The sequence below is a fragment of the Cupriavidus sp. TMH.W2 genome (genome assembly GCF_050847365.1).
Lineage (GTDB): Bacteria > Pseudomonadota > Gammaproteobacteria > Burkholderiales > Burkholderiaceae > Cupriavidus.
In genome coordinates this window covers 238,462-259,834 of the sequence record NZ_CP193795.1, presented here as the reverse complement: position 1 = coordinate 259,834, position 21,373 = coordinate 238,462, and the positions used below count along the sequence as shown (strand labels likewise).

Annotated in this window: 19 protein-coding genes and 3 pseudogenes; 5 read left to right on the top strand and 17 right to left on the bottom strand. The window is 61.7% G+C overall.

Annotation, left to right across the window (positions count from 1 at the left end; genetic code table 11):
• Positions 1-56 precede the first annotated feature (56 nt).
• The gene (locus ACREYQ_RS33170) at positions 57-3,056 is read left to right on the top strand and encodes a Tn3 family transposase (RefSeq protein WP_432263193.1); all 3,000 of its coding nucleotides are present in this window, start codon (positions 57-59) and stop codon (positions 3,054-3,056) included.
• Positions 3,049-3,387: a Tn3 family transposase post-transcriptional regulator TnpC gene (gene tnpC / locus ACREYQ_RS33165; RefSeq protein WP_432263192.1), complete on the top strand. Its 339-nt coding sequence runs from the start codon at positions 3,049-3,051 to the stop codon at positions 3,385-3,387. Before ACREYQ_RS33170 ends, tnpC begins: the two co-directional genes overlap by 8 nt.
• Before the next feature lie 137 nt (positions 3,388-3,524).
• Here the strand turns inward: tnpC and ACREYQ_RS33160 are convergent, their stop codons facing one another.
• From ACREYQ_RS33160 to ACREYQ_RS33125, 8 genes and pseudogenes are all read right to left on the bottom strand, one after another.
• On the bottom strand, positions 3,525-4,046 hold the full coding sequence (locus ACREYQ_RS33160) for a DUF6496 domain-containing protein (RefSeq protein ID WP_432263191.1): 522 nt from the start codon (positions 4,044-4,046) through the stop codon (positions 3,525-3,527).
• A gap of 367 nt (positions 4,047-4,413) precedes the next feature.
• A complete protein-coding gene (locus ACREYQ_RS33155; protein ID WP_432263190.1) occupies positions 4,414-4,773 on the bottom strand; it encodes a hypothetical protein in 360 nt (119 codons plus the stop codon).
• Positions 4,774-4,810: 37 nt separating this feature from the next.
• On the bottom strand, positions 4,811-5,014 hold the full coding sequence (locus ACREYQ_RS33150; protein WP_432263189.1) for a CsbD family protein: 204 nt from the start codon (positions 5,012-5,014) through the stop codon (positions 4,811-4,813).
• Between the two features lie 100 nt (positions 5,015-5,114).
• The gene (locus tag ACREYQ_RS33145; protein WP_432263188.1) at positions 5,115-5,693 is read right to left on the bottom strand and encodes a hypothetical protein; all 579 of its coding nucleotides are present in this window, start codon (positions 5,691-5,693) and stop codon (positions 5,115-5,117) included.
• Between the two features lie 544 nt (positions 5,694-6,237).
• Positions 6,238-6,369 (bottom strand): annotated as a pseudogene (locus tag ACREYQ_RS33140) (IS5/IS1182 family transposase); the annotation flags it as partial.
• Positions 6,370-6,465: 96 nt separating this feature from the next.
• Positions 6,466-6,720 carry a hypothetical protein gene (locus ACREYQ_RS33135; protein WP_432263187.1) on the bottom strand — a complete coding sequence of 85 codons (255 nt, stop codon included), beginning with the start codon at positions 6,718-6,720 and terminating at the stop codon, positions 6,466-6,468.
• 163 nt (positions 6,721-6,883) lie between these two features.
• Positions 6,884-7,135, bottom strand: a pseudogene (locus ACREYQ_RS33130) (hypothetical protein); the annotation flags it as partial.
• A complete protein-coding gene (locus ACREYQ_RS33125; RefSeq protein ID WP_432263186.1) occupies positions 7,132-7,896 on the bottom strand; it encodes a hypothetical protein in 765 nt (254 codons plus the stop codon). The gene ACREYQ_RS33125 and the pseudogene ACREYQ_RS33130, both read right to left, overlap by 4 nt.
• Positions 7,897-7,948: 52 nt before the next feature.
• On the opposite strand from ACREYQ_RS33125, the gene ACREYQ_RS33120 reads away from it, so the two are divergent.
• Both ACREYQ_RS33120 and ACREYQ_RS33115 read left to right on the top strand, forming a co-directional pair.
• Positions 7,949-8,608: an RNA polymerase sigma factor gene (locus tag ACREYQ_RS33120; RefSeq protein WP_432263185.1), complete on the top strand. Its 660-nt coding sequence runs from the start codon at positions 7,949-7,951 to the stop codon at positions 8,606-8,608.
• 249 nt (positions 8,609-8,857) lie between these two features.
• Positions 8,858-10,123, top strand: coding sequence for a sensor histidine kinase (locus ACREYQ_RS33115; protein WP_432263184.1), 1,266 nt, complete (start codon positions 8,858-8,860; stop codon positions 10,121-10,123).
• A gap of 398 nt (positions 10,124-10,521) precedes the next feature.
• Here ACREYQ_RS33115 and ACREYQ_RS33110 read toward each other — a convergent pair whose 3' ends face one another.
• From ACREYQ_RS33110 to ACREYQ_RS33070, 9 genes and pseudogenes are all read right to left on the bottom strand, one after another.
• Complete coding sequence (locus ACREYQ_RS33110) at positions 10,522-11,085, bottom strand: Hsp20/alpha crystallin family protein (RefSeq protein WP_432260193.1); 564 nt, start codon at positions 11,083-11,085, stop codon at positions 10,522-10,524.
• A gap of 413 nt (positions 11,086-11,498) precedes the next feature.
• A complete protein-coding gene (gene dnaK / locus ACREYQ_RS33105) occupies positions 11,499-13,436 on the bottom strand; it encodes a molecular chaperone DnaK (protein WP_432263183.1) in 1,938 nt (645 codons plus the stop codon).
• An 87-nt stretch (positions 13,437-13,523) separates the two neighbouring features.
• Complete coding sequence (groL, locus tag ACREYQ_RS33100; protein WP_432263182.1) at positions 13,524-15,146, bottom strand: chaperonin GroEL; 1,623 nt, start codon at positions 15,144-15,146, stop codon at positions 13,524-13,526.
• A gap of 41 nt (positions 15,147-15,187) precedes the next feature.
• A complete protein-coding gene (locus tag ACREYQ_RS33095) occupies positions 15,188-15,475 on the bottom strand; it encodes a co-chaperone GroES (protein ID WP_116322965.1) in 288 nt (95 codons plus the stop codon).
• A 147-nt stretch (positions 15,476-15,622) separates the two neighbouring features.
• Positions 15,623-16,003 carry a hypothetical protein gene (locus ACREYQ_RS33090; RefSeq protein ID WP_116322964.1) on the bottom strand — a complete coding sequence of 127 codons (381 nt, stop codon included), beginning with the start codon at positions 16,001-16,003 and terminating at the stop codon, positions 15,623-15,625.
• A 237-nt stretch (positions 16,004-16,240) separates the two neighbouring features.
• On the bottom strand, positions 16,241-16,807 hold the full coding sequence (locus ACREYQ_RS33085; protein WP_116323008.1) for an Hsp20/alpha crystallin family protein: 567 nt from the start codon (positions 16,805-16,807) through the stop codon (positions 16,241-16,243).
• Between the two features lie 88 nt (positions 16,808-16,895).
• The gene (locus ACREYQ_RS33080; protein WP_022540321.1) at positions 16,896-17,303 is read right to left on the bottom strand and encodes an Hsp20/alpha crystallin family protein; all 408 of its coding nucleotides are present in this window, start codon (positions 17,301-17,303) and stop codon (positions 16,896-16,898) included.
• Between the two features lie 15 nt (positions 17,304-17,318).
• Positions 17,319-17,759, bottom strand: coding sequence for an Hsp20/alpha crystallin family protein (locus tag ACREYQ_RS33075; RefSeq protein WP_224082962.1), 441 nt, complete (start codon positions 17,757-17,759; stop codon positions 17,319-17,321).
• A 761-nt stretch (positions 17,760-18,520) separates the two neighbouring features.
• Positions 18,521-18,922, bottom strand: a pseudogene (locus ACREYQ_RS33070) (transposase); the annotation flags it as partial.
• A 198-nt stretch (positions 18,923-19,120) separates the two neighbouring features.
• On the opposite strand from ACREYQ_RS33070, the gene ACREYQ_RS33065 reads away from it, so the two are divergent.
• A complete protein-coding gene (locus ACREYQ_RS33065) occupies positions 19,121-21,244 on the top strand; it encodes a VTT domain-containing protein (RefSeq protein WP_432263181.1) in 2,124 nt (707 codons plus the stop codon).
• Positions 21,245-21,373 lie beyond the last annotated feature (129 nt).

Genomic DNA, 21,373 nt, shown 5'->3' with positions numbered 1-21,373 from the left:
TTCCGTAGCTGCCATCGTTAGACTGGCTGGCCCTTCAGCGATTGCCGAGATCCTGTATGGCCACCGTCGAGCGTACCGCCTACCCGCGTTTCCCGAAGGTTTTCTCCACCAAAGAGTTGCAGGCGTGGTACACGCCGGACGCGGAGGAGCTGGACTGGGCCGCCCGCTCCGCACGTGGCCAGGGTTCAAGGCTTGGCCTGCTGGTCCTGCTGAAAGTCTTTCAGCAACTGCACTATTTTCCCAACCTGGACAGCATTCCCGCCGCCGTGATCGACCATGTGCGCGCCAGCGCTGGGCTCGATCCCGATACCCCCTTTGGCTACGACCGCAGGCTTTCCCCCACGCTGTTCCGGCACTACACGGCGGTGCGTGAATTCCTCGGCGTGCAGCCCTACATCGGCACGGATGCCAACGAGGTGACGATCCGCGCCGCGCGCGAAGCTGCAGAAACCATGGACCAGCCGGTGGATATCATCAACGCCACCATTGATGCACTGGTCCTGCACCAAGTCGAACTGCCTGCGTTCTCCACCCTGGATAGCATTGCGGAGCAGATTCACACGCGCACGCAAACCGCGTTGTTCCGGCGCGTCGCAAGGCGCTTGTCAGAAGAGGAACAGCGGCGACTGGACAAGCTTCTCGTCCGAGACTTCGCCAATCGCCAGACCCTCTACAACAACATCAAACGTCACGCACGCCGGCCTTCACGCAAGCATCTCAACCTCTTGATCGAACACCTGCGCTGGCTCGATGGTTTTGGCGATTTTTCGCGGGCCGTAGCCGGGGTGCCAGCCTCGAAGCTGCGCTCGCTGGCCAGCCAGGCCATGAGCCTGGACGCCGCCAATCTCCGGGAAACCCTTCCCGAGAAGCGCTACACGCTGATCGTGGCGCTGCTCAACCACATGCGCGTGCGCTCGCGGGACGATCTCGCGGAAATGTTCATCCGCCGCATGGGCGCGATCCACAAGCGGGCGCGCGATGAGATGGAGCGCATCCAGTCCCGCCAACGTGCGCAGATGGAGAAGCTCGTCACTGTGCTCGACGGCGTGGTCGATATCGTCGCCGATGGCAAGGATGACGCCCAGATTGGCCAGCAGGTGCGCCGCTTTCTCGCGCCGTCTGGTGATCTGGAGCCGTTGCGCGAGAGCTGTGCCGAGGTGCGGGCCCTGAGCGGCAACAACTACCTGCCGCTGCTCTGGCGGCATTTCCGGGCGCACCGCTCGGTCATGCTGCGCCTGGCGCAGGTGCTGGAATGGGAGTCGACCAGCCAGTCGCGCACGCTGCTGGCGGCGCTGGAGGTGGTGTTGGAGAACGAATCTCTGCATCGCGAGTGGCTCGCCGCCGAGGTCGATGTCAGCTTCGCCTCGGAACGCTGGCGTAAGCTGGTCCGCCGCCCGCACGACCAAGGGCCGCCAACCAACCGGCGCTATCTGGAACTTTGTGTGCTGTCACATATGGTCAACGAGCTGCGCTCGGGCGACCTGTGCGTCGTGGGGTCGGACGCCTTTGCCGATTACCGGTCGCACTTGCTGCCCTGGCGCGAATGCGAGCGGCGCTTGCCGGAATACTGTGACAAGCTCGACATGCCGGCCAACGCGCAGGACTTCGTGGCGCATTTACGCCAGTGGCTCGCCGACGCAGCGCGCAAGCTGGATACCAGCTTTCCCGACAAGCGCCAGCACGTCACCATTGGCCAGGATGGCGAGCCGGTGCTCAAGCGTACCGTCGCCCGGGAGATTCCAGCCAGCGCCATTGCCTTGCAGCAGGCACTGATCCGGCGTATGCCCACGCGCAATCTGCTGGACGTGCTGGCCAACATCGAGCACTGGACGCACTTCACGCGGCACTTTGGCCCGCTCTCAGGCAGCGACCCGAAGATTCGCAATGCGGCAGAGCGCTATCTGCTGACCATTTTCGCCATGGGCTGCAACCTTGGGCCTACCCAGGCCGCGCGGCATATGGGGGATCGGGTCACGCCGCACATGATGTCGTTCGTCAACCGCCGACACCTGAGCCTCGAGCGGCTCGAAACCGCGCAACGGGAGCTGATCGAATTGTACCTGCGGCTCGACCTGCCCAAGCACTGGGGCGATGGCAAGACCGTCGCTGCCGACGGCACCCAGTACGACTTCTACGACAACAACCTGCTGGCCGGCTATCACTTTCGCTATCGCAAGATGGGTGCGGTGGCCTATCGCCACGTGGCGGACAACTATATCGCCGTGTTCAGGCATTTCATCCCTCCCGGCGTGTGGGAAGCCATCTATGTCATCGAGGGGCTTCTCAAGGCTGGCTTGAGCGTCGAGGCCGACACCGTGCACGCCGACACCCAGGGCCAATCGGCCGCCGTGTTCGCCTTCACGCATCTGCTGGGCATCAAGCTGATGCCGCGCATCCGCAACTGGCAGGATCTGAAGCTCTATCGCGCCGATGCCAACTCCAAGTACAAGCACGTCGACCGGCTGTTCTCGGACACGGTCGACTGGGACCTGATCGCGTTCCACTGGCAGGACCTGATGCAGGTCGCGCTGTCGATCCAGGCCGGCACGATCTCCTCGCCGCTCCTGCTGCGTCGGTTCGGCTCGGAAAGCCGCCGCAACCGCCTGTTCCTGGCCGCGCAGGAACTCGGCAAGGTTGTGCGCACGGTGTTCCTGCTCGAATGGATTGGCAGCCGCGAGCTACGTCAGGAGATTACCGCCACCACCAACAAGATCGAGTCCTACAATGGCTTTGCCAAATGGTTCTCGTTCGGTGGCGATGTGCTCGCCGAGAACGATCCCGACGAGCAGCAGAAGCGCCTGCGCTACAACGACCTGATCGCCTCAGCCGTGATCCTGCAGAACACCGCGGACATGATGCAGGCCCTGCGTGCAATGGTAAAGGAAGGGACCAAGGTCGACGTGGCCGATATCGGCTTCCTGAGTCCCTACCTCACCAGCAATATCAAGCGCTTCGGCGACTACAAATTAAACCTGGACCGGGTGCCCGAAGCCTGGATTCGCGATAGCCTCTTTGCCGGGCCAGCTCACTCTGTCCGAAAGCCCCGCCATGCCTGACATTGACACCCCCTATGGCAAAGTCGACGCCGACGCCCTCCAAGCGCTGCAGGACACGTTCGACACGACCGCCATCTTGCGTTTAGTCGACCAGATGGACGCTATCCGCGCGCGCTGCTGTGATCCGGCTGGACTACGTGACGACTTGCTGCGCTTGCACGGCATGGCGCACACCGTCATCAACGGCGCCGCGTTGTCATGCTCGACCACTGGTCCCACCCTGGTCGATCAGGCCGAGTCGATCCTTGAGGAGCTGGATGACTGGATTCTGCTGCTCCGGCGCGCCGTGCAATTGCTTCAGCCTCTGCAGCGCTTGCACTCGGAAGCATGATGAGCACTGCCAAATGACTGCCACCATCGTCGGGATCTTTCTGATTGTCTACCTCGGGATGATTCTCGGTGGGCTGCGATTCTTTCTTCAGCCAGCGCACTTCTTCGGGAAAGTTCTTGTTCCGGGCTTTCGTGAGGCTAGCGGGACGCCTGGCCGGCCTGCTTTTTCGCTGAGCGCGTGCGCGCGGCCTTGCGGGCTGCTTCGGACCGGCCGGCCGCACCCTTGGTCCTGGCCGCCTTCTCGGCGGCGGCGGATCGGTCTGCCGCAGTCCGTGTGCTGGCTGCGCGCTTGGCTTGGGCGGACAGCGCCTGATGCGAGGCCCCGGCCGTACTCTCCAGCTTGAGCGCCTTGGTAGCAGCACTGCTGCGCTTGGCCGTGCTTTCTGAACTCGGCCGTCTCGGCGCCGCCTTGTAGCCGCCGCCACTAGCCGCAGGCTTGGCAGCCGCTGCCTTGGCGCCTTTCTTCGGCGGCACTTCAATGCCGGCGCGGCGCGCCTCCGACAAGCCGATCGCGATGGCCTGTTTGGCCGAGCGCACGCCATGCTTGCCCCGGCGCACGGCCTCGATCTCGTCGCGAACGAAATGACCGGCCTGGGTGCTTGGCGCCTTCCCCGCCCGCTTGTCTGCCCTGGCCTTCGCTATGCTGGATGCTCTTGGCATGATCGTCTCCATGGTGCCCGCGGGCATCCGACATGGGCACGGCAGATGCGATGTCCGCGGCGCTGACAGAGGCCCGCCATCTGCCGGCAAGCTCAACAGGTTTTATGCAAATGCGTACCAGACTTGCTAGTTGTGCGCCCCGCCCACTCACGAAGGCAGTCGTATTGCAGCGGCTTGCGCCCTGTCATTGCCGCACGCCGTGCAATGGCAATGAAGCATGGAGCGGTCGACTCCCACCGTCCGCGGGAAAGCTGTCCACCTCGATCACCTTGGCAAGCGCGCGCAGGAAGGCAAGCGCCTGCGGTGCGGAAGAGGTGGAGGTAATTTCCTCGAGCGTTTTGAGGTGGCGAATGGCGCCGGCCAGCCGCTAACTCTCCTCTTCGCCGAGCTCCTGCGCCAGCGGCAGCAGATTACGCAGGCCGCCGGCACCTGGCATTCCTATATCCGGGCATAGTCGCTGGATGACCCGCGGATCCCCGAGCGCATCAGCAATCGCCAGCTTTTCCGAATCGCGCAGGCGGTGGCTTGGCCTTAACCCCCATAGCGCGATCTTGCCGGCCACCCTCAGCACTGGATTGGATACGTTGTCATAAAACTCATGCAGGCTTCGCTGGCGAGCCAGAGCTGGTGCCGGATGGCGCCGCGCAAGACAGGCACCAGTTCGACATCTGGCTGCCCGGCGTACCGCGCAGGCAGGCGCATGCCATGTGGAGATGAGATAGTGCATCACCCAGCCGCGACGACAGCAGTTCCTGCCTGAGGCCTTACCAGCGCACGTCCCTCTCCCATGCTTTCATTTCCTCCTCGGCCCGCTCCTTGGTATAGCCGTAGCGCTCACGGATCCGGCCGACCAACTGGTCGCGCTTGCCGCTGACCAGCGTGATGTCGTCATCGGTGAGCTTGCCCCACTTTTCCTTGACCTTGCCCTTGGCCTGTTCCCACTCGCCTTCGATCTGATCCCAATTCATATCCGGCTCCTTGGTACGTGTTCCCCGGGGCCGGCCCGCTTGGAAGCCGGACCCAGGGGAGTGCCCCCGCCTGCCGGCGAGGGTGATGCTTCCCGCCGAACTACTTGCCGTACTTGGCCTTCACATCGGCCTGGCACTTGTCCTTGGCATCGCCGGACATCGCATCGCAACGTTCCTTGTCTGCCTTATAGGCGGCGTCCATGGTGTCCTTTTTCGCATCGCGGCGCGCCTCGGCCACGTCGGCGCTGGTGCCGGTGGCGGCGGCCTTTTCGACCTTCACCGCGCCCAGCGCCTTTTCGTGCGCGACCTTGGCGTCCTTCACGCAGACGTCCTTGTCGTTGCCTTTCTTGTCTTCACACATTTCCTTGGCAACGTCATAGTCCCGGTCGGCCTTGGTCTTCATTGCCTTCGCGTGCGCCTTTTCGGTGCCGTCGCGGCGCGCTTCCGCCTCGGCCTTGGTCACGTCGCGGTCGCGCTTGGCTTCGGCCTTGCACACGTCCTTGGCGTTGGCCTTCATGCCGTCACACTTGGCGGAGGCTGCCTTGTAGTCCGCATCTGCCTGCTTGACGGCGGCCTCGTAGTCGGCCTTGGAACCGGCCGGGGCCTGCGCCAGGACAAAGCTTGCCGGAGCGGCAACCAACATCGAACACACTGCTGCTGACAGCCATTTCTTCATCATGTCGAGATCCTTCACAAAGTCAATCGTGAGCGCCTCCGGCGCCGCCGTATGGCCCATCCGTATGTCAAGGCTAGGTTCCGACGGAGCCGGCAAGCAGAAGAGCGTTTCCGAAAGGTGTGTCAGACTAATCCGACAGGAAGTGGACTCCGAACAGCGGTGGGCGGACTCAACAGGAATGGACGCCCCTCACCAGCCGCTTACAGGTAGCCGTCTACGCCACGGAGCACCGCCTGACCGAAACGGACGGAATCACACTCATCTGATTGCGCACCGGCACATGGCGCGCCCGCGTCGTCCTGTTCCTACACCGATATCAGTTCGCTTCCGGAGGGACTTTCCGTCTCCGTGGCCTACGCTTGAAAAGCATCATCCTCGCTCAGCCAGAAGACCTTTATCGGCGATTACACCGGCCTTGCGGTGAATGACACTACCAACTACGCCGTTTGGACTGACCGCCGAAATAGGACAGACATCTTCGACAGTAACAACGACGTATTCGGCAGCCGCGTCATCCCGGGGGGCGGAGCACCCTGACTTAGTGCGGCTAACAAAACTCCTCAACGAATCGGGAGCAGATGACAGCGCACGCTAGCTTGAGCAGAGCGAAATGGATATCAAGGCGACGTTCGAAGCGAATGCGCAGCTTGCGGAACGCGGCAAGCCAGGCATGCGTGCGACCCAACGATGCTTGCCGAGGCGATCGTTCTTCTCGATGTGTTAGCTGAGCGGCATTACCGCGCGTCCGCCTGCTCGACGCCCGCGGTTAAATTGATCAGCAAGGGACAGGCTCTGGCCCATAGCCCAAACGCTCCATCGACATGAATCCGCCTCCATGGAGAGGCACAATGTCCACGATCTTCTGGAATGGATCGAACGCGCCGGTGTTGATCTGGCCAGCTTGAGCAATGACGATCAGCAGCCCATCACAGGACTCCAAGGCCCTGGACAATGCGGCAACCTGCATGCGTCCCGCATCATCGGTCGCGATTCGGATGACACGATCGTGCCCAAGCCCAAGATAACGCAACGCGGCAAAGATGGCGGCATGAGCGTGGTCGCCGACGCATACGTGAATTGGGGTGTGCCGAACAAGCCGTCACCATCGGCATTCCACCCGACCTGCCGCAAAACCTTGCTTCTCGCCGCAGCAAGGCAAACGAACGTTGCCATCGTCGCTCCTGTCGTGAAGCCTATCGAGCAGGACGCAGGCAACGACAGCAAGTCCAGCAGCCATTCAACAACGATTTGCTCAACGACCGCATTCGCGGGGGACCCAAGATAGCTGCCGCTGTTTTGCCCCCATATGCGAACGTGAAGGCCGCTCCGAGCCGGTCCCAAAGCAAGCCGGCTAGCGCGCTGGCAATGAGAAGCGCCAGCCCGCTCGCCAGATTGAAGAAGCCGAACGCCGTGCCTTGCTGATCTTCGGGCGCTGTGTTGGCTACTCGAAGGCGTCGAACATCAAGTCGGGCGCGCTGGTGTTGTGGTGCGACCAAACGGTCCGGCCGAATCGCACAGCAGTCGCCTGCATTGAGGAGACGGCCATCACGGACTTCCTGCGGACTTTACCAGCCGACTCGGTCCACCAGGTGGCCTCGCTCGCGTCCGCATTGTCGTCGGCAACATACATCGAGCGCAGCATCGCGAAAGGTCGCTTGGCGTCGTAGGCCGGCAGGAACTCGACATCGAGTGAGGTGCTTATATCGCTGATTGCCGTGATCGTGACCGTGGCCTGGCCTCCGCGCGTGAAATGCAGTCTGATGGATATGGGCTCCGGCTCGATCTCGATCCGCGCAATGTTTACCACTGGGCGCCCATCCCGCTCTATCGGCCCCAGCAGGAACGAGGAGCCATACGTATTGCTACCCAAGTGGCGAGCCGGCAACGGCTTCGCGCGCCAGTAGCCATCGGCGGGATAGAGGACCAGGACCTCGGTGCGCGTCCGGCCAGACTTGTGGAACACCTGGATCAGATGAAAGCCGGCGTTCGGCCGGCCGGCAACCGTGACAGGCACCCGATGCGGCCGCCAGAAACTCGTAAACGTGATGCCCACAACGGCAATGTGTTCGCCGTCATAAAGGCTGGTCGTGCGAGGCGCGAAGCCATGGTGCGGATCGGTTGGGTGGGGTGCTTCGCCGAAGTTGCACCCGGAGAAATCAGGCGCGGAGCGGTCCGTGCGGATTGCGTTGACATAAGCGGGATGCAATGCCTGGATCCGGAACTTCCCAATTGCGGCAGCGGAAAAGGCGAATGAGACATTGTCCTCTTCCGCACACGTGCCCGAACTGTCCTATCTGCGGGCGCGCGGCGACTTGGCAGAAGCGGATCCGGCCTTGGACGATGTGGTCGACGAGGTACTGACTCGCGCCCTCGAGCGACTGAACCAGGCCCCGCAGGTGGTACTGAGCGAGGATGAACTGCACGGGCTCGCGCTGGCCGTGCTGGAAGCTGAGGTTGCGCGGCGGCGCAGCGAAGAAGGCCGCTGGGTTTCGCTCGAGGCCAAGGCCACGGTTGTGCCGGCACGCTCTCATGATGACATTGATGACGCGGTATTCGAGTACTGGCAACCGGATGAGTTGCTGCGGATGGAAGATGTGGTGCCTGACGCTGCCATTAGCCCGGACGTGGTAGCCGCCCAGCACGAATTGCACGAGATCGTCGGCGAATTGCTGTCGCAGCTGCCTAACCAGTGGCGTCGAACTGTGCTGCTAGCACGCGTGGACGACGTGCCAGTGCGCAACATTGCGCGCTTGCTGAACACACCGGAAGGCGAGGTACGGAGCTGGCTGGATCACGCCGATGCCTTTCTCAAGGCCAGGCTCGAAGAGGACGGGCTGCAACCCGTGAGCGGGACTGGCCAGAAACGACACGGGCGAGAAAGTGGCGCCGAGACGGAGGGCCAACTGCCTGACACCTAAGCACATGTCAGGATTGGATGGGCACGCCGGGTCAGATCGTAGCAGGGGCGCGATGGATCGGGATCCCACATGTAGGTTCCAAAGCGAGTCTGAGCTTGATACTTGTAGATTGCCTGTGCATCATGCAAATCCCGTTCCAGAGGGAGAGGGCCGGTCTGACGGATAATCAAGCCATGCCGCCTCCTCGCTGGTCACCCGCCAACCCGTCCGGGCCAATCCTCGTTTCCCGTTTGCCGACCCAACCTGATCATGCCCGACCTGCAACCGGCGCCGCTTCGCGGCCTTGCCGCCTTTCTCCAGCAGAGCCGAACCGCGCTGACTGAGCGGTGGATGCGCGCGGTATCTGCGGATGAAATCCTGACGGAGGCTGACCGGCTGACGTACGAACAGCTCGCAGACCATCTGCCCCAGATTATCGACAGCATCTGCGTGGCGCTCGAGGCGGAAGATCTCGACCAGGCCGAGCCGGCAATCGGACGGGGGGCGCGTCAGCACGGCAATGTGCGCTGGCGCCAGGGTTACCAGATCGTGGAACTGGTGCGTGAGCTGGACCTGTTGGGTCAGGTGCTGGATGACGCGCTCGACGAATATGCGCAGTCGGTCCCGAGCTTCAGCCGGCAATACGAAGCCCGCGCGCGTCGCCTGATCGATGAGGCGCGCAGTTTCGTGACGCTGACATCGATCCGGGAGGTCGTGTCCGAGCGCGAGCGCGAGATCGACCAATATACCGCTCGTCTCGAGCGCGCCAATGATGAGCTCGAACTCAGGCAGCGGCTGCTAAGCGAGCTGCACGAGTCGCGCATGCAGATGACGCGCAGCGTCGTCCACGACCTGCGCAATTTCCTGAACGCGTTTTCGATTGCGCTGCAACTGATCTCCCGTGCACCGGCAAAAACGGAAGCCGGGGTTGCATTGGCGAGCCGGCAGGCTGCCGACATGAAGCAACTGGTCGACCAGATGGTGGAGTATTCAGTTGTCCTCGGCGACGTCTCACCTGTCCTTCCCGAGACGCTTGACCTGGGCGAGCTATTCGACGAACTGGTGGCGACTTCACGTCCGCTGGTTGAAGCCAAAGGCTTGCGGCTCGAAGCCGAGCGTGACCCCGGGTTGAGTGCCGTTCGCTCGCACCGGCTCCGGCTGAAGCAGGTGGCGACGAATCTGCTGTCGAACGCCCTGAAGTATACGCCCGAGGGCGAGGTTCGCCTGACGGTGGGCTGGGTGGACGCGGATCACTGGTATCTTCGGGTGTCGGATACGGGCGTGGGCATCGCGCCATCTGACCAGGCACGTGTGTTCAACGAATTCGAGCGGGCGGCAGACGAGGACATCCCAGGCGCCGGACTGGGACTGGCAATCGTGAAGGAGCTCTGCCGGACGCTTGAGGGCGTCATCCATTTCAAATCGCGTAAAGGGCACGGCACAAGCTTCGAGATCCATTTTCCGGTGAGGCTCAGGGAGCCGGAGACCGACGGGGGGCTGAATGCGGGCGGTGATCACTGTTCTACGCGATGCTGACTGGTCGTCGTGTCCTTCGACTGCTCCGGCTCTGACGGCGCTGACCATGGTAGCAGGCAATCCTCGCGTTTCGTCAGGTCACACGCTGCGCCGGGGCCGAGGCGAAGGAGCTTGCGTGATGTGGGCAATGGTGGTGGGGTCGTTTGCGCGGGCGATTGCGACAATCTTCGTGGCCGGCCACTATCGTCTCGAACATCGTCGTGAGCAGTGGCTCAGGAATCTCGACCACGCCGACCGGCGCCACTGGACCGGCCCCGGCGCTAGTGGCCTTGTCCGGTAGGTCGTACTGGAGTCGAACCAGCGACCAACGGATCAACAGTCCACTGCTCTACCAGTTGAGCTAATGGCCGGCCCACACGATATCCGCCCGCCACCAAGACATTTCTTGCCTGCTTGCCCTAGCCAATATCGATCGTGCGACTCGCGGATCGCGCCGGCTCCGATTTCGGCACGGTCAACGTGAGCACACCATTGTCAAACTTTGCCAGGGTGTGATCGGGGTCGGCGTTTTCCGGCATGGGAATCGTGCGCACGAAGTTTCCATAGGCGCGCTCTAGCCGGTAACAGCCATCTTCGTCGCTGCGCACGTCCTGCTTTTTCTCGCCGCGCAGCACGATCGCCCCGTCCTCGACGCTCACGTTCAGGTCTTCGCGCTCTATCCCTGGCAATTCGGCGGTCACGCGCAGCACCTGCCCTTCGTCGACCACGTCGATGCGCGGCTGGAAGCGCGATGAACTGAAGTCGCCAAACCATCGCTCGAGTGCACCACGGCCGGCAAACGGGTCATGAAAGAACTCCTCCACTGCGCGCCACGGTTCGCGTGAGAACAGTCGCGGAATGTCAGGCAAGGAGGCGCGCCATTGTTCGCTCGCCGGCGGGCTTTCCGGGCTGTCCCCATCGGACTTGCGGGCTGCCCCGCGAAGGAACTTGAAGAGATTCCACTTTTTCGGGTCGGTGTTCATCGTATCCTCCTCTAAGAGGTCTGGCAGGAGAACCGGATTCCAGTTGGTGTCAGCCGCATCGTCGATGATCTATTGACCGTAGGAACCCCCTGACGTGCGGTTTCCCGACGGTATATGAATAGCGCACGGGGAAAACTCCCTGAAGACATCTCGCAGATGGCAGTTGCAGAAAGCCGGACCGGTATATTTTCGGTACGTTATGACAGCCGTAGGGGTTGGTCTTCGGTTCTCTGCGAAGGCGTCAGTCGTTGCTAGCCGGTTTGACAAGCCCCTGGCTGTCGCGGCCACATAAGCGTGTTCTTGGCCGTATATGCCGGCCGCGAAATCATTACAAGAAACACCGACAGAGGCCGCTAACGTACAAAAAAACCGTTTCTTGAACGCACCCAAAAGTTTGACGGACGTCGGCTAATTTACTGCTTGGCGCCCGCTTCTTTGAACTCAACATCCTCCACGTCCTCGCCTTTCTTCTCGGCGCTCGCCTCTTTCGCGTCCGCGGCGCGACCGGAGCCATTGTCCGGCTGAGCCTGAACGTCCGCATAGACCCTTTCGCCGAGTTTCAGCGAGGCCGTGGCCAGGGCCTGCGCCTTGGCGTCGATCTCGGCCTTGTCGGAGGTCTTCAGTGCCGCCTCAAGGTCCCTGATTGCGGATTCGATCTTCTCCTTCTCGTCCGCGTCCAGCTTCTCGCCGTATTCGGTCAGAGCCTTGCGCGAACTGTGTGCCAGCGCGTCGCCGTGGTTGCGCGCATCGACCAACTCCCGCTGTCGACGGTCTTCGTCAGCATGAGCCTGGGCGTCCTTCACCATGTGCTGGATCTCGCCTTCAGACAGGCCGGAGTTGGCTTTGATGGTGATCCGGTTCTCCTTGCCCGTAGCCTTGTCCTTCGCCGACACGTGCAGGATGCCGTTGGCGTCGATATCGAACGTCACCTCGATCTGCGGCATGCCGCGCGGCGCCGGTGCAATGCCCTCCAGGTTGAACTCGGCCAGCATCTTGTTGCCCGTAACGATCTCGCGTTCGCCTTGGTACACCTTGATGGTTACCGCCGCCTGGTTGTCGTCGGCCGTAGAGAAGACCTGAGAAAACTTGGTCGGGATGGTGGTATTCTTGGTGATCATCTTGCTCATCACGCCGCCCAGGGTCTCGATCCCGAGCGACAGGGGGGTCACGTCGAGCAACAACACATCCTTGCGCTCACCGGTTAGTACCGCACCCTGGATCGCCGCACCCACTGCCACCGCCTCGTCGGGGTTGACGTCCTTGCGCGGCTCGCGGCCGAAGAACGCTCTGACCTTCTCCTGCACTCTGGGCATGCGGGTCATGCCGCCCACCAGAATCACGTCGTCGATCTTTTCGACCGCGATACCGGCATCCTTGATTGCGATGCGGCACGGCTCCATCGTGCGCTCGATCAGGTCTTCGACCAGAGCTTCGAGTTTGGCACGTGTGAGCTTCAGGTTCAAATGCCGCGGCCCGCTGGCGTCGGCCGTGATGTACGGCAGGCTGATTTCCGTCTGCTGGCTCGACGAGAGCTCGATCTTGGCCTTCTCCGCGGCTTCCTTCAGGCGTTGCAACGCCAGCACGTCCTTCGACAAGTCGACCCCTTGGTCTTTCTTGAACTCGCCGATGAGGTAGTCGATGATGCGCTGGTCGAAGTCTTCGCCCCCCAGGAAGGTATCACCGTTCGTCGACAGCACTTCGAACTGCTTCTCGCCTTGCACGTCAGCGATCTCGATGATGGAAATGTCGAAGGTGCCGCCGCCGAGGTCAAACACGGCGATCTTGCGGTCGCGGCTTTCCCTCTTGTCCAGGCCGAACGCGAGCGCCGCCGCGGTCGGTTCATTAATGATCCGCTTGACGTCCAGCCCGGCGATGCGCCCGGCATCCTTGGTCGCCTGGCGCTGGCTGTCGTTGAAGTAGGCGGGCACCGTGATGACGGCTTCGGTGACGGGCTCGCCGAGATAGTCTTCGGCGGTTTTCTTCATCTTGCGCAGTACCTCAGCCGAGACCTGCGGCGGGGCGAGCTTCTGGCCTTGCGCTTCGACCCATGCGTCGCCGTTGTCGGCCTTCAAGATCGTGAAGGGCATCAGGCCAATGTCCTTCTGCACTTCCTTTTCCTCGTAGCGGCGGCCGATCAACCGCTTGACGGCAAACAGCGTGTTCTTTGGATTCGTGACGGCCTGCCGCTTGGCGGGTGCGCCGACGAGGATTTCGCTGTCGTTCACATAGGCGACGATCGAAGGGGTCGTGCGCGAGCCTTCGGAGTTCTCAATCACTTTGACCTGGTTGCCTTCCATCAGCGCCACACACGAATTCGTGGTGCCGAGGTCAATCCCGATGATCTTGCTCATGATGTCCAAGCGCCTGGCGCTTCCTGGTAGGAGACTCCCTGTAAATCCACAGCCGTATGGGACTCGCCGCACGCCTTGCGTGTCTCGTCAATACTCCAGCTCCGATGACACCGCAGCGGCTTTGCCGTGGTCTTTTGGCATCTCTGCCACGGTCGCGTCCGTGGTCAGAATCAGTCCGGCGACTGATGCCGCGTTCTGTAGTGCGGTACGGGTCACCTTGGTTGGGTCAATCACGCCCATCTCGAACAGGTCGCCGTATTCACCGGTGGCCGCATTCCAGCCGAAGTTGCCGTCATGTCCGAGTACCCGGCTAAGCACCACCGACGCTTCCTCGCCGGCATTGGCGGCGATCTGCCGCAGCGGCTCCTCCAGGGCACGCAGCACGATTCGGATGCCGGCTTCCTGATCGGCGTTGGCGCCCTGGAGCGGCGCAAGCTGGGCGCGGGCGCGCAGCAGCGCGACGCCGCCGCCCGCAACGATACCTTCCTCGATCGCGGCCCGCGTGGCGTGCAGAGCGTCTTCGACGCGCGCCTTCTTCTCCTTCATTTCCACCTCAGTGGCCGCGCCAACCCGGATCACCGCTACGCCACCGGCCAACTTGGCGACCCGCTCCTGCAACTTCTCCTTGTCATAGTCGCTGGTGGCCTCGTCGATCTGCCGCCGTATGGCCTTGATGCGGGCCTCGATTGCTGCGGGTTCGCCCGCGCCGCCGACGAGGGTCGTGTTCTCCTTCTCAATTTCGACGCGTTTGGCATGCCCCAGATCCTCCAGCACGACATTCTTGAGCTGCTTGCCCGTCTGTTCCTCGATCAGCGTGCCACCGGTCAGGATGGCAATGTCTTCCAGCATGGCCTTGCGCCGGTCGCCGAAGCCCGGTGCCTTCACCGCGGCGGCCTTGAAGGTGCCGCGCAGCGAGTTGACGACCAGGGTCGCAAGTGCCTCGCCTTCCACGTCTTCGGCCACGACGAGCAACGGCTTGCCGGTCTTGGCCACGGCCTCGAGCACCGGCAGCAGATCGCGAATCGCCGATATCTTCTTGTCATGCAGCAGGATATACGGCTCTTCGAGCATGACGGATTGCTTCTCGGGCTGGTTGATAAAGTAAGAGGCCAGATAACCGCGATCGAACTGCATGCCTTCGACCACCTCCAGCTCGCTCTCCAGCGACTTGCCGTCTTCAATCGTGATGGCCCCGTCCTTGCCGACCTTGGCCATCGCGTCAGCGATGATCTTGCCGATCGCCTCATCAGCGTTGGCGGAGATCGCGCCGATCTGGCCGATCTCCTTGCTCGTAGTGCAGGGCCGGCTCAGCTTGCGCAGCGCCTCGACGACCGCGGTCACGGCCAGGTCCATGCCGCGCTTCAGATCGATCGGATTCAGACCCGCCACCACGTCCTTCATGCCCTCCTGAACCATCGCCTGGGCCAGCACGGTGGCGGTCGTGGTGCCGTCACCGGCCACGTCGGATGTCTTGGCCGCAACCTGCTTGACCAACTGGGCCCCCATGTTCTCGAACGTGTCGCGCAGCTCGATCTCCTTGGCGACCGATACCCCATCCTTGGTGATCAGCGGCGGCCCGAACGATCGCTCGAGGACCACATTGCGCCCCTTGGGGCCGAGCGTGACCTTGACCGCGTTGGCCAGCAGGTTGACTCCCGCCACGATGCGGCGGCGCGCGGACTCCTGAAATTGGATCTCCTTGGCTGCCATGATGAGACTCCTCGCGAGACGCTAACCTTCTGTTCCTTCCTCTATTCGACGACGCACAGAATATCCTCGTCACGCATAACCAGCACCTCCTCGCCTTCAAGCTTGACGGTGGTGCCCGCATACTTGCCAAATAGCACGCGCTCGCCAATCTTCACGCTCGGCGCGCCGACATGGCCATCGCCCAGGCGCTTGCCGGGGCCGACAGCCAGGACTTCGCCCTGGTCCGGCTTTTCGGCGGCGGTATCGGGGATGACAATACCGCTGGCCGTCTTGTGTTCTGCGTCCAAGCGTTTGACGATGACGCGATCGTGTAGTGGACGGATGTTCATAGCCTTGCTCCTCGTCCGATCACTGTGATCATGAGCTTGTCCGGCCGATCGGGTCGTGTCCGGGCCGCCGTTCAGGGCATTCACGTGTCAACGCCGGCGTCTGGATCAAGCCGCTAGCATTATTGGCCAGGAACCGATCCTGGCGCTTCACTGAATGGCCGGCACGGTGCCGAGCTTCTCTGCCAGCATCCGCTCATATACGCCAAAATGCACATCCACCTCTGCCTGACTGACGACGACAACGTCAATCGTGACCTGCTCGGGCGACAAGCCAAACATCGTGGCCAGCGCCACCTCCAGGTGGGGGGCCGCCACTCTGTCCTTGTCGAACGTCGTGCCGATGCTGATCACGTAAGCATCGCCTTGCGCTGTGACGTCGACCAAACGGGCCCGCGCGCTGAGGTTGTTATCGATCGCGACTGTGACCAACTCCGCTACGCGCCGCGTCCGCTCGGTAGGAAAGCCGCGCGTGCACTTGAGCCGCACCCGATGCCTGCCTAGCGTCACCCACTCAGAATCGAATTCCATCGAAGTCTCCATCTCGGGAAGAGTTTGCCGTGAAAATAGAGGCCAGTCCGGCGATTTCAAGACCTTAGCGTCGCACGTGGATTCGCTGCAGTTGCAAGCCAGCACCGCGCGTTCCGAGCGCCGCCTATGCCAGAAAGGGCCTCGGAGGCGCTACCTTGCACGGCCAGCTGGAATCTCCCAGCTGAGCGCGCAGACTCACGCGAGTGTATTCCCTTGACGCAGCTCGCCATCTTTCGCTCACTTCACCTCGATCTTCTTCACCGCAGATTGCGACGAGCCGGTCTTGGGTAGACGCAGCGTCAATACGCCTCTGTCGAACTTCGCATCGATGTGATCGAGGTCGATGCCATCGGGCAGCGGAATACTGCGCATGAAAGCGCCGTATGCCCGCTCCAGCCGGTAGCAGCCGTTTTCCTCGCTCTGAATGTCCTGCTTCTTCTCACCCCGTAACACCAGCGCGCCATCTTCGATGGTGGTCTGCAGGTCCTCGCGATCCATGCCGGGCAGTTCCGCCGTGATCCTCAGCGCCGTGCCATCATCGACTACATCGATGCGAGGTTGGAAGCGCGAAGAACTGAAGTCACCGAACCATCGATCCAGGCCGCCGAAGCCCGCGAAGGGTTCATGCAGGAACTCGCCCATCGCACGCAGGGGATCGCTTGAAAATAGCCGTGAAACGTCGGGCCAGTCCGGTGTCCAGTGCCTTGGCGCTGGAACATTCGACGACTCGCCCGTCGGCTGCCTATCCTCTGTCGATTTGCGTAGGAACTTGAATGGGTTCCATTTGCCCAGGTCTGTTTTCATCTTGTCCTCACCGATGTATGTCCAGCCCATTTCCGCGGGTACTGCGGTGGCGCCCTTGCAGACGCCACCGGTACCCGGCGGCGGCAACTCACGCCACGTTGACTGCAATGCGGCGTGGACGCGCTTCGTCGCGACGCGGGATTGTCAGTTTGAGCACGCCGTCCTGCAAGTTCGCCTCGATCTTCGACGCGTCAAGGTCGGCACTCAGTGAAAAAGCGCGTGCGAAGTGCGGCTGGCGAATCTCCGCGTGCTGGACCCGCAATCCGGAGGGGGTTGGCACGACCGCTTCCGCCTCGATATGGAGGTTGCCGTCGTGGACATTCACCTCGAGCTTGTCCTTCGTCACGCCCGGAAGGTCGGCCCAGAGGGTGACGCCATTGGCGTCCTCCATAATGTCAACCGCGGGGAGCAGCGTCATCGTCGGCGACGACCTGTCCTCCTGGCTCTTTGCCACCGCGTTCTGGTTGCGCTCAACCATTTGGGTAGTGTCGTTCATGGCTTTCTCCTGGCGTTACTGGACCGTGATCGCCCGGGGCTTTGAGGCTTCGCGCTTGCCAACACTGATAGACAAGCAGCCGTTGGCATAGCGCGCCTGGACTTTGTCGGGGTCGGCGCTCTGCGGCAATTCGACCACACGCCGGAACGTGCCGGTGAATCGCTCTTGCGCATACAACCGGACCTCGGGATCTTCCGCAGCTTGCGCCGCTTCGCGCTGGCCGCTGATGGTCAGCAAGCCCTTGTCGATCGACACCTCGAACTGGTCTGGCTTGAGCCCGGGTGCGAACGCGACAATCTCGATGGAATCGTCCGTGGCACCGATATTGACCGGGGGAAATGCCCCGAAGCGGCCGGAGCGGAGGCTGGATGGGAAGCCGCCGAACAAACTCGCCATCTGCCTATGCATGCGGTCGAGTTCGCTGAAGAGGTCGGTTCCAAAGAAAAGATCGCTCATGGTCGTATCCTCCTTCGATGCAGCAAGGAGGCGAAGGGGCATACGCGCTCCCATCCACCTGCCAAGCTGCTGGCAAACAAACAGAAACACGCAGCGCGCAATGGTCGCGACTGCCTGAGCGAAAATAAAATAGTAATTGCGCAGCCAAATTTCAAGGGGTCCAGCTTGCGCCGTTCCGCGAAAGGACATCGGCCGATTCGTGCTGCCCCCGGTCACGGTTGGGCAGATACGCTTACATTGCATCACCGGGGTTGCTTCCGTTACACGGCGCCACATCTATGTGCCGCATGGAGTGTATTTGTCGCCGCCTGCCCAGCAGAGACGCACAGTTCGACTGGGGCCCTGCCTTGTGGCGTGGCTCGCCGGATAACAGTGGCCGGCTCGGCACGTCTCACGCAGGTCGCGGTCCGCGGACACAGATCAACTAGCTGGCAGCGCAATGTGCTCCTAGCGCCACTTTTTAGTTTATGCTCTACACGGCGGCGCCGGCTTGCCTCTCGTTGAGCAGAATTGGCTGAGTCGTAGAATGTGGCCGCGGACCGTCCGGGGTCTCCGCCGGGACACTATCTCCAAATTCTATGGGTCAGGTTCGTCGCCCGGTAGTTGGCGCCCGGCGGGGGGCTAGCGATCGCTTAGAGTGCAAAATTTTCCGTTTTCTGAAGCGACCCCGACACGCAGTGGCGGGCCTGCCTTCGCCCGCCGGTTGCAACTCGACGCGGGCAGCATGGCAAGGGCGGGCCCGCTGTTGGCTCGTACTCCTTTTAGTGCGTCTGCGCGTCTGGCGGTGACTTCTGTATTACATTGTCGTATGTCAACGGGTCGGTCACGACGGCCTGCTGGAGTAAGCGATAGAAGAGCACGCCGCGCGAGCGTGAGGTGCGGCGATTGAAGCGGAACGCGAACTCGTCCACGAGGTGCTCTGGTTGAACCGAACCGTGTTGGGTGCCCAGAATCCAGCGCTTGAGCAGTGAGGCGACGCGATGCACGCCAGCCATCGAGACGCGTGCTGGCACCTCGGAGCCGAGCATGACATGGCGCTGATGGTCATAGCTGAAGCGGTAGGCGGCCGAGCCATCGGTGCGCACTTGCGCACCGGCCTCGACACAGGCCTGAACGAACGGCGGCTTTGATCGTGCGTCATTCCACGCCTGGCGCAAGGTAAGTGGCCGTAGATGTGAAAAGGCATCCTTTGATCTGTCTGCAGATGCCGGCTACCGCGAGGCAAGGCCCGATTCATGTCGAAGAGATGCGGCATCCACATGCCCACATGCTCTCGCCCGCGGCGCGGAATTGATCAGCATGCGCGACAACCGGTCTTGCAACCGATTGATGGCTAAGTCCGTGAGAAAATTTGAGACTTTGTGCCGCGCAATTTCCAGCAGCACAGTTTGGAGCGGATCGACCCGCCGATCAGCCCAGCTGGTAGCAACCGTCATGCCATGAAGATGGAGGACTCCTTGACCGCCTCGATCTCTGATTTCGTATTCTTGCACCCGCACTGGGCCTATGTAACCGTTTTTCTGTTGGCGCTGTCAGAAGCCGTCCCCGTGATTGGCACACTCGTTCCCGGCTCGTCACTCATTGTCGGAATCAGCGCCTTGGTGCCCTCGGGCGGCGTTCGCTTGTGGCCTCTTCTCGTGGCAGCGGTGGTAGGCGCGATTATCGGAGACGGCCTCTCCTATTGGCTCGGTCACCGCCATCAACGTACCATCCTGAACCGCCGGCCCCTCAATCGATATCCTGACCTGATTGCCAAGAGCGAAGCCTTTCTTCATCACCATGGCAGAAAGAGCGTTTTCATCGGGCGTTTTACACCGGCTGTGCGCTCCTTCATTCCGCTTTTTGCGGGCATCCTGGGCATGCCAGTATGGCGATTCTATGTCGCTAATATCAGTTCCGCTCTTCTTTGGGCTCCAGTCCATATTTTGCCAGGCATCGTGCTCGGCGCATCCGTCAAATCCGCTGGGGCAGGTGCGGGCCGGCTGGCGATTTTGCTCATGGTCCTGGTTGTCCTGCTATGGGGCCTCACGCGGTTAGTACGTCTTGTGCTGCAGCGCGGCGGCCCGGTGCTGCTCGCAATTCGCAGACGATTGCAACGATGGGCGAACCGCCATGAGTCACGGTTAGCTCAGACGGCCGTCTCGATACTTGAGCTGAGCCGACGAGACACCAGCCTGGCAGTATGGGCCGGCCTTAGCCTCGCCGCCATTTGGCTGTTTCTTGGCATCCTCGAGGATGTTGTTAGCGGCGATCCTTTGGTGCGTGCGGACGTCGCAATCTATCATTTCCTCCAGACCTTACGAACGCCAGGGGGGGACGCGGCAATGATTGCAGTGTCGGCGGTTGGTGACACTGAGGTCGTTATCCCTGTAAGCCTTGCCGTCATGGTGTACCTGGTATGGCGCCGCTATTGGCGCACCGCTATCTACTGGACGCTCGCAATCGGCTTTGCATCGATCATCAACACCAGCATCACGCTGGCCCTTCATCGATCTCGACCAGTGGAAGCGCTCTATCTTGGCTCGAGCGCGTTCTCATTTCCCAGCGGCCACGTCACTGTGAACGCCGTCCTATATGGCTTCCTTTCGATCTTGGTTGCGCGGCAACTGCCTCAGGCGTGGCGAGTACCAGTGTGCGCGGCAGGGGTGTCCGCGATAGCTCTCATCGCCTTCTCCAAGTTGTATCTTGGCGCCCATTGGTTCTCTGATGTCGCCGCCAGCATGGCCTTCGCCACCGCCTGGTTGCTCGTCGCCGCGGTCACATACTTCCGCCGGGAAGCACCACGACTGAACGTGAGGGTCTTGGGAGTTACAGCGTGCCTGGCCTTGGCGATTGCGGGTGGCACTAACATCTACCGTCACCATGCTTCCGATATGCAGCGCTACGCCGTTCATCCAGCTCGATCTTCGATTGGGTTCGAAGCATGGTGGAACAAGGACTGGCAGCAGCTGCCTGCGCGACGTATCGATTTAACCGGGGAGTTCGAAGAGCCTCTGACATTTCAGTGGGCTGGAGGGCTGTGGGGACTTGAACGGCAGTTGGCTACACAGGGCTGGCAAATGGCAGAGCGCTGGTCATGGCACGGCACACTGGAGTGGTTCGCTGCAGATATTGATCCTCTACGGCTGCCAGTTTTCCTTCGCCTGGAGCGAGGCAGTGCGCCAAGTCTTACCTTGATATACCCACTACAGGATGGAGGGCGGCCTCATTCGCGGCTGGTGCTTCGATTATGGCCATCAGAGTTTCAACTGCGCGATCGTGAGCCCGATTCGCTGTGGGTCGGTTCTGTCGTCGAAGAGCATTTGTACCGGCCCCTTTCACTGCTGACTGTGAGTTCCACCCAGCCCGAAGCGAACGCGCCACGACAGGCGCTGGCGGCAGCACTCGTCAACGGTCGTCTCGCGGCCCGTCCCGAGGAGCAATCCCAACGTGAGTGGGATGGGCAGGTGTTGCTGGGACAGGATGTTGCCACTCCCGTGCCTTGAGTCGCTAGCACGCGAGTGGTCGCGACCGTCGCCCGTTGGCCATGCTGCTCACCCTCACGATGCGTCTTGGAGGTGCGCTATTACGATAACTCTTCTTATCGCAATAGATTGATCGATACACTAAACTGG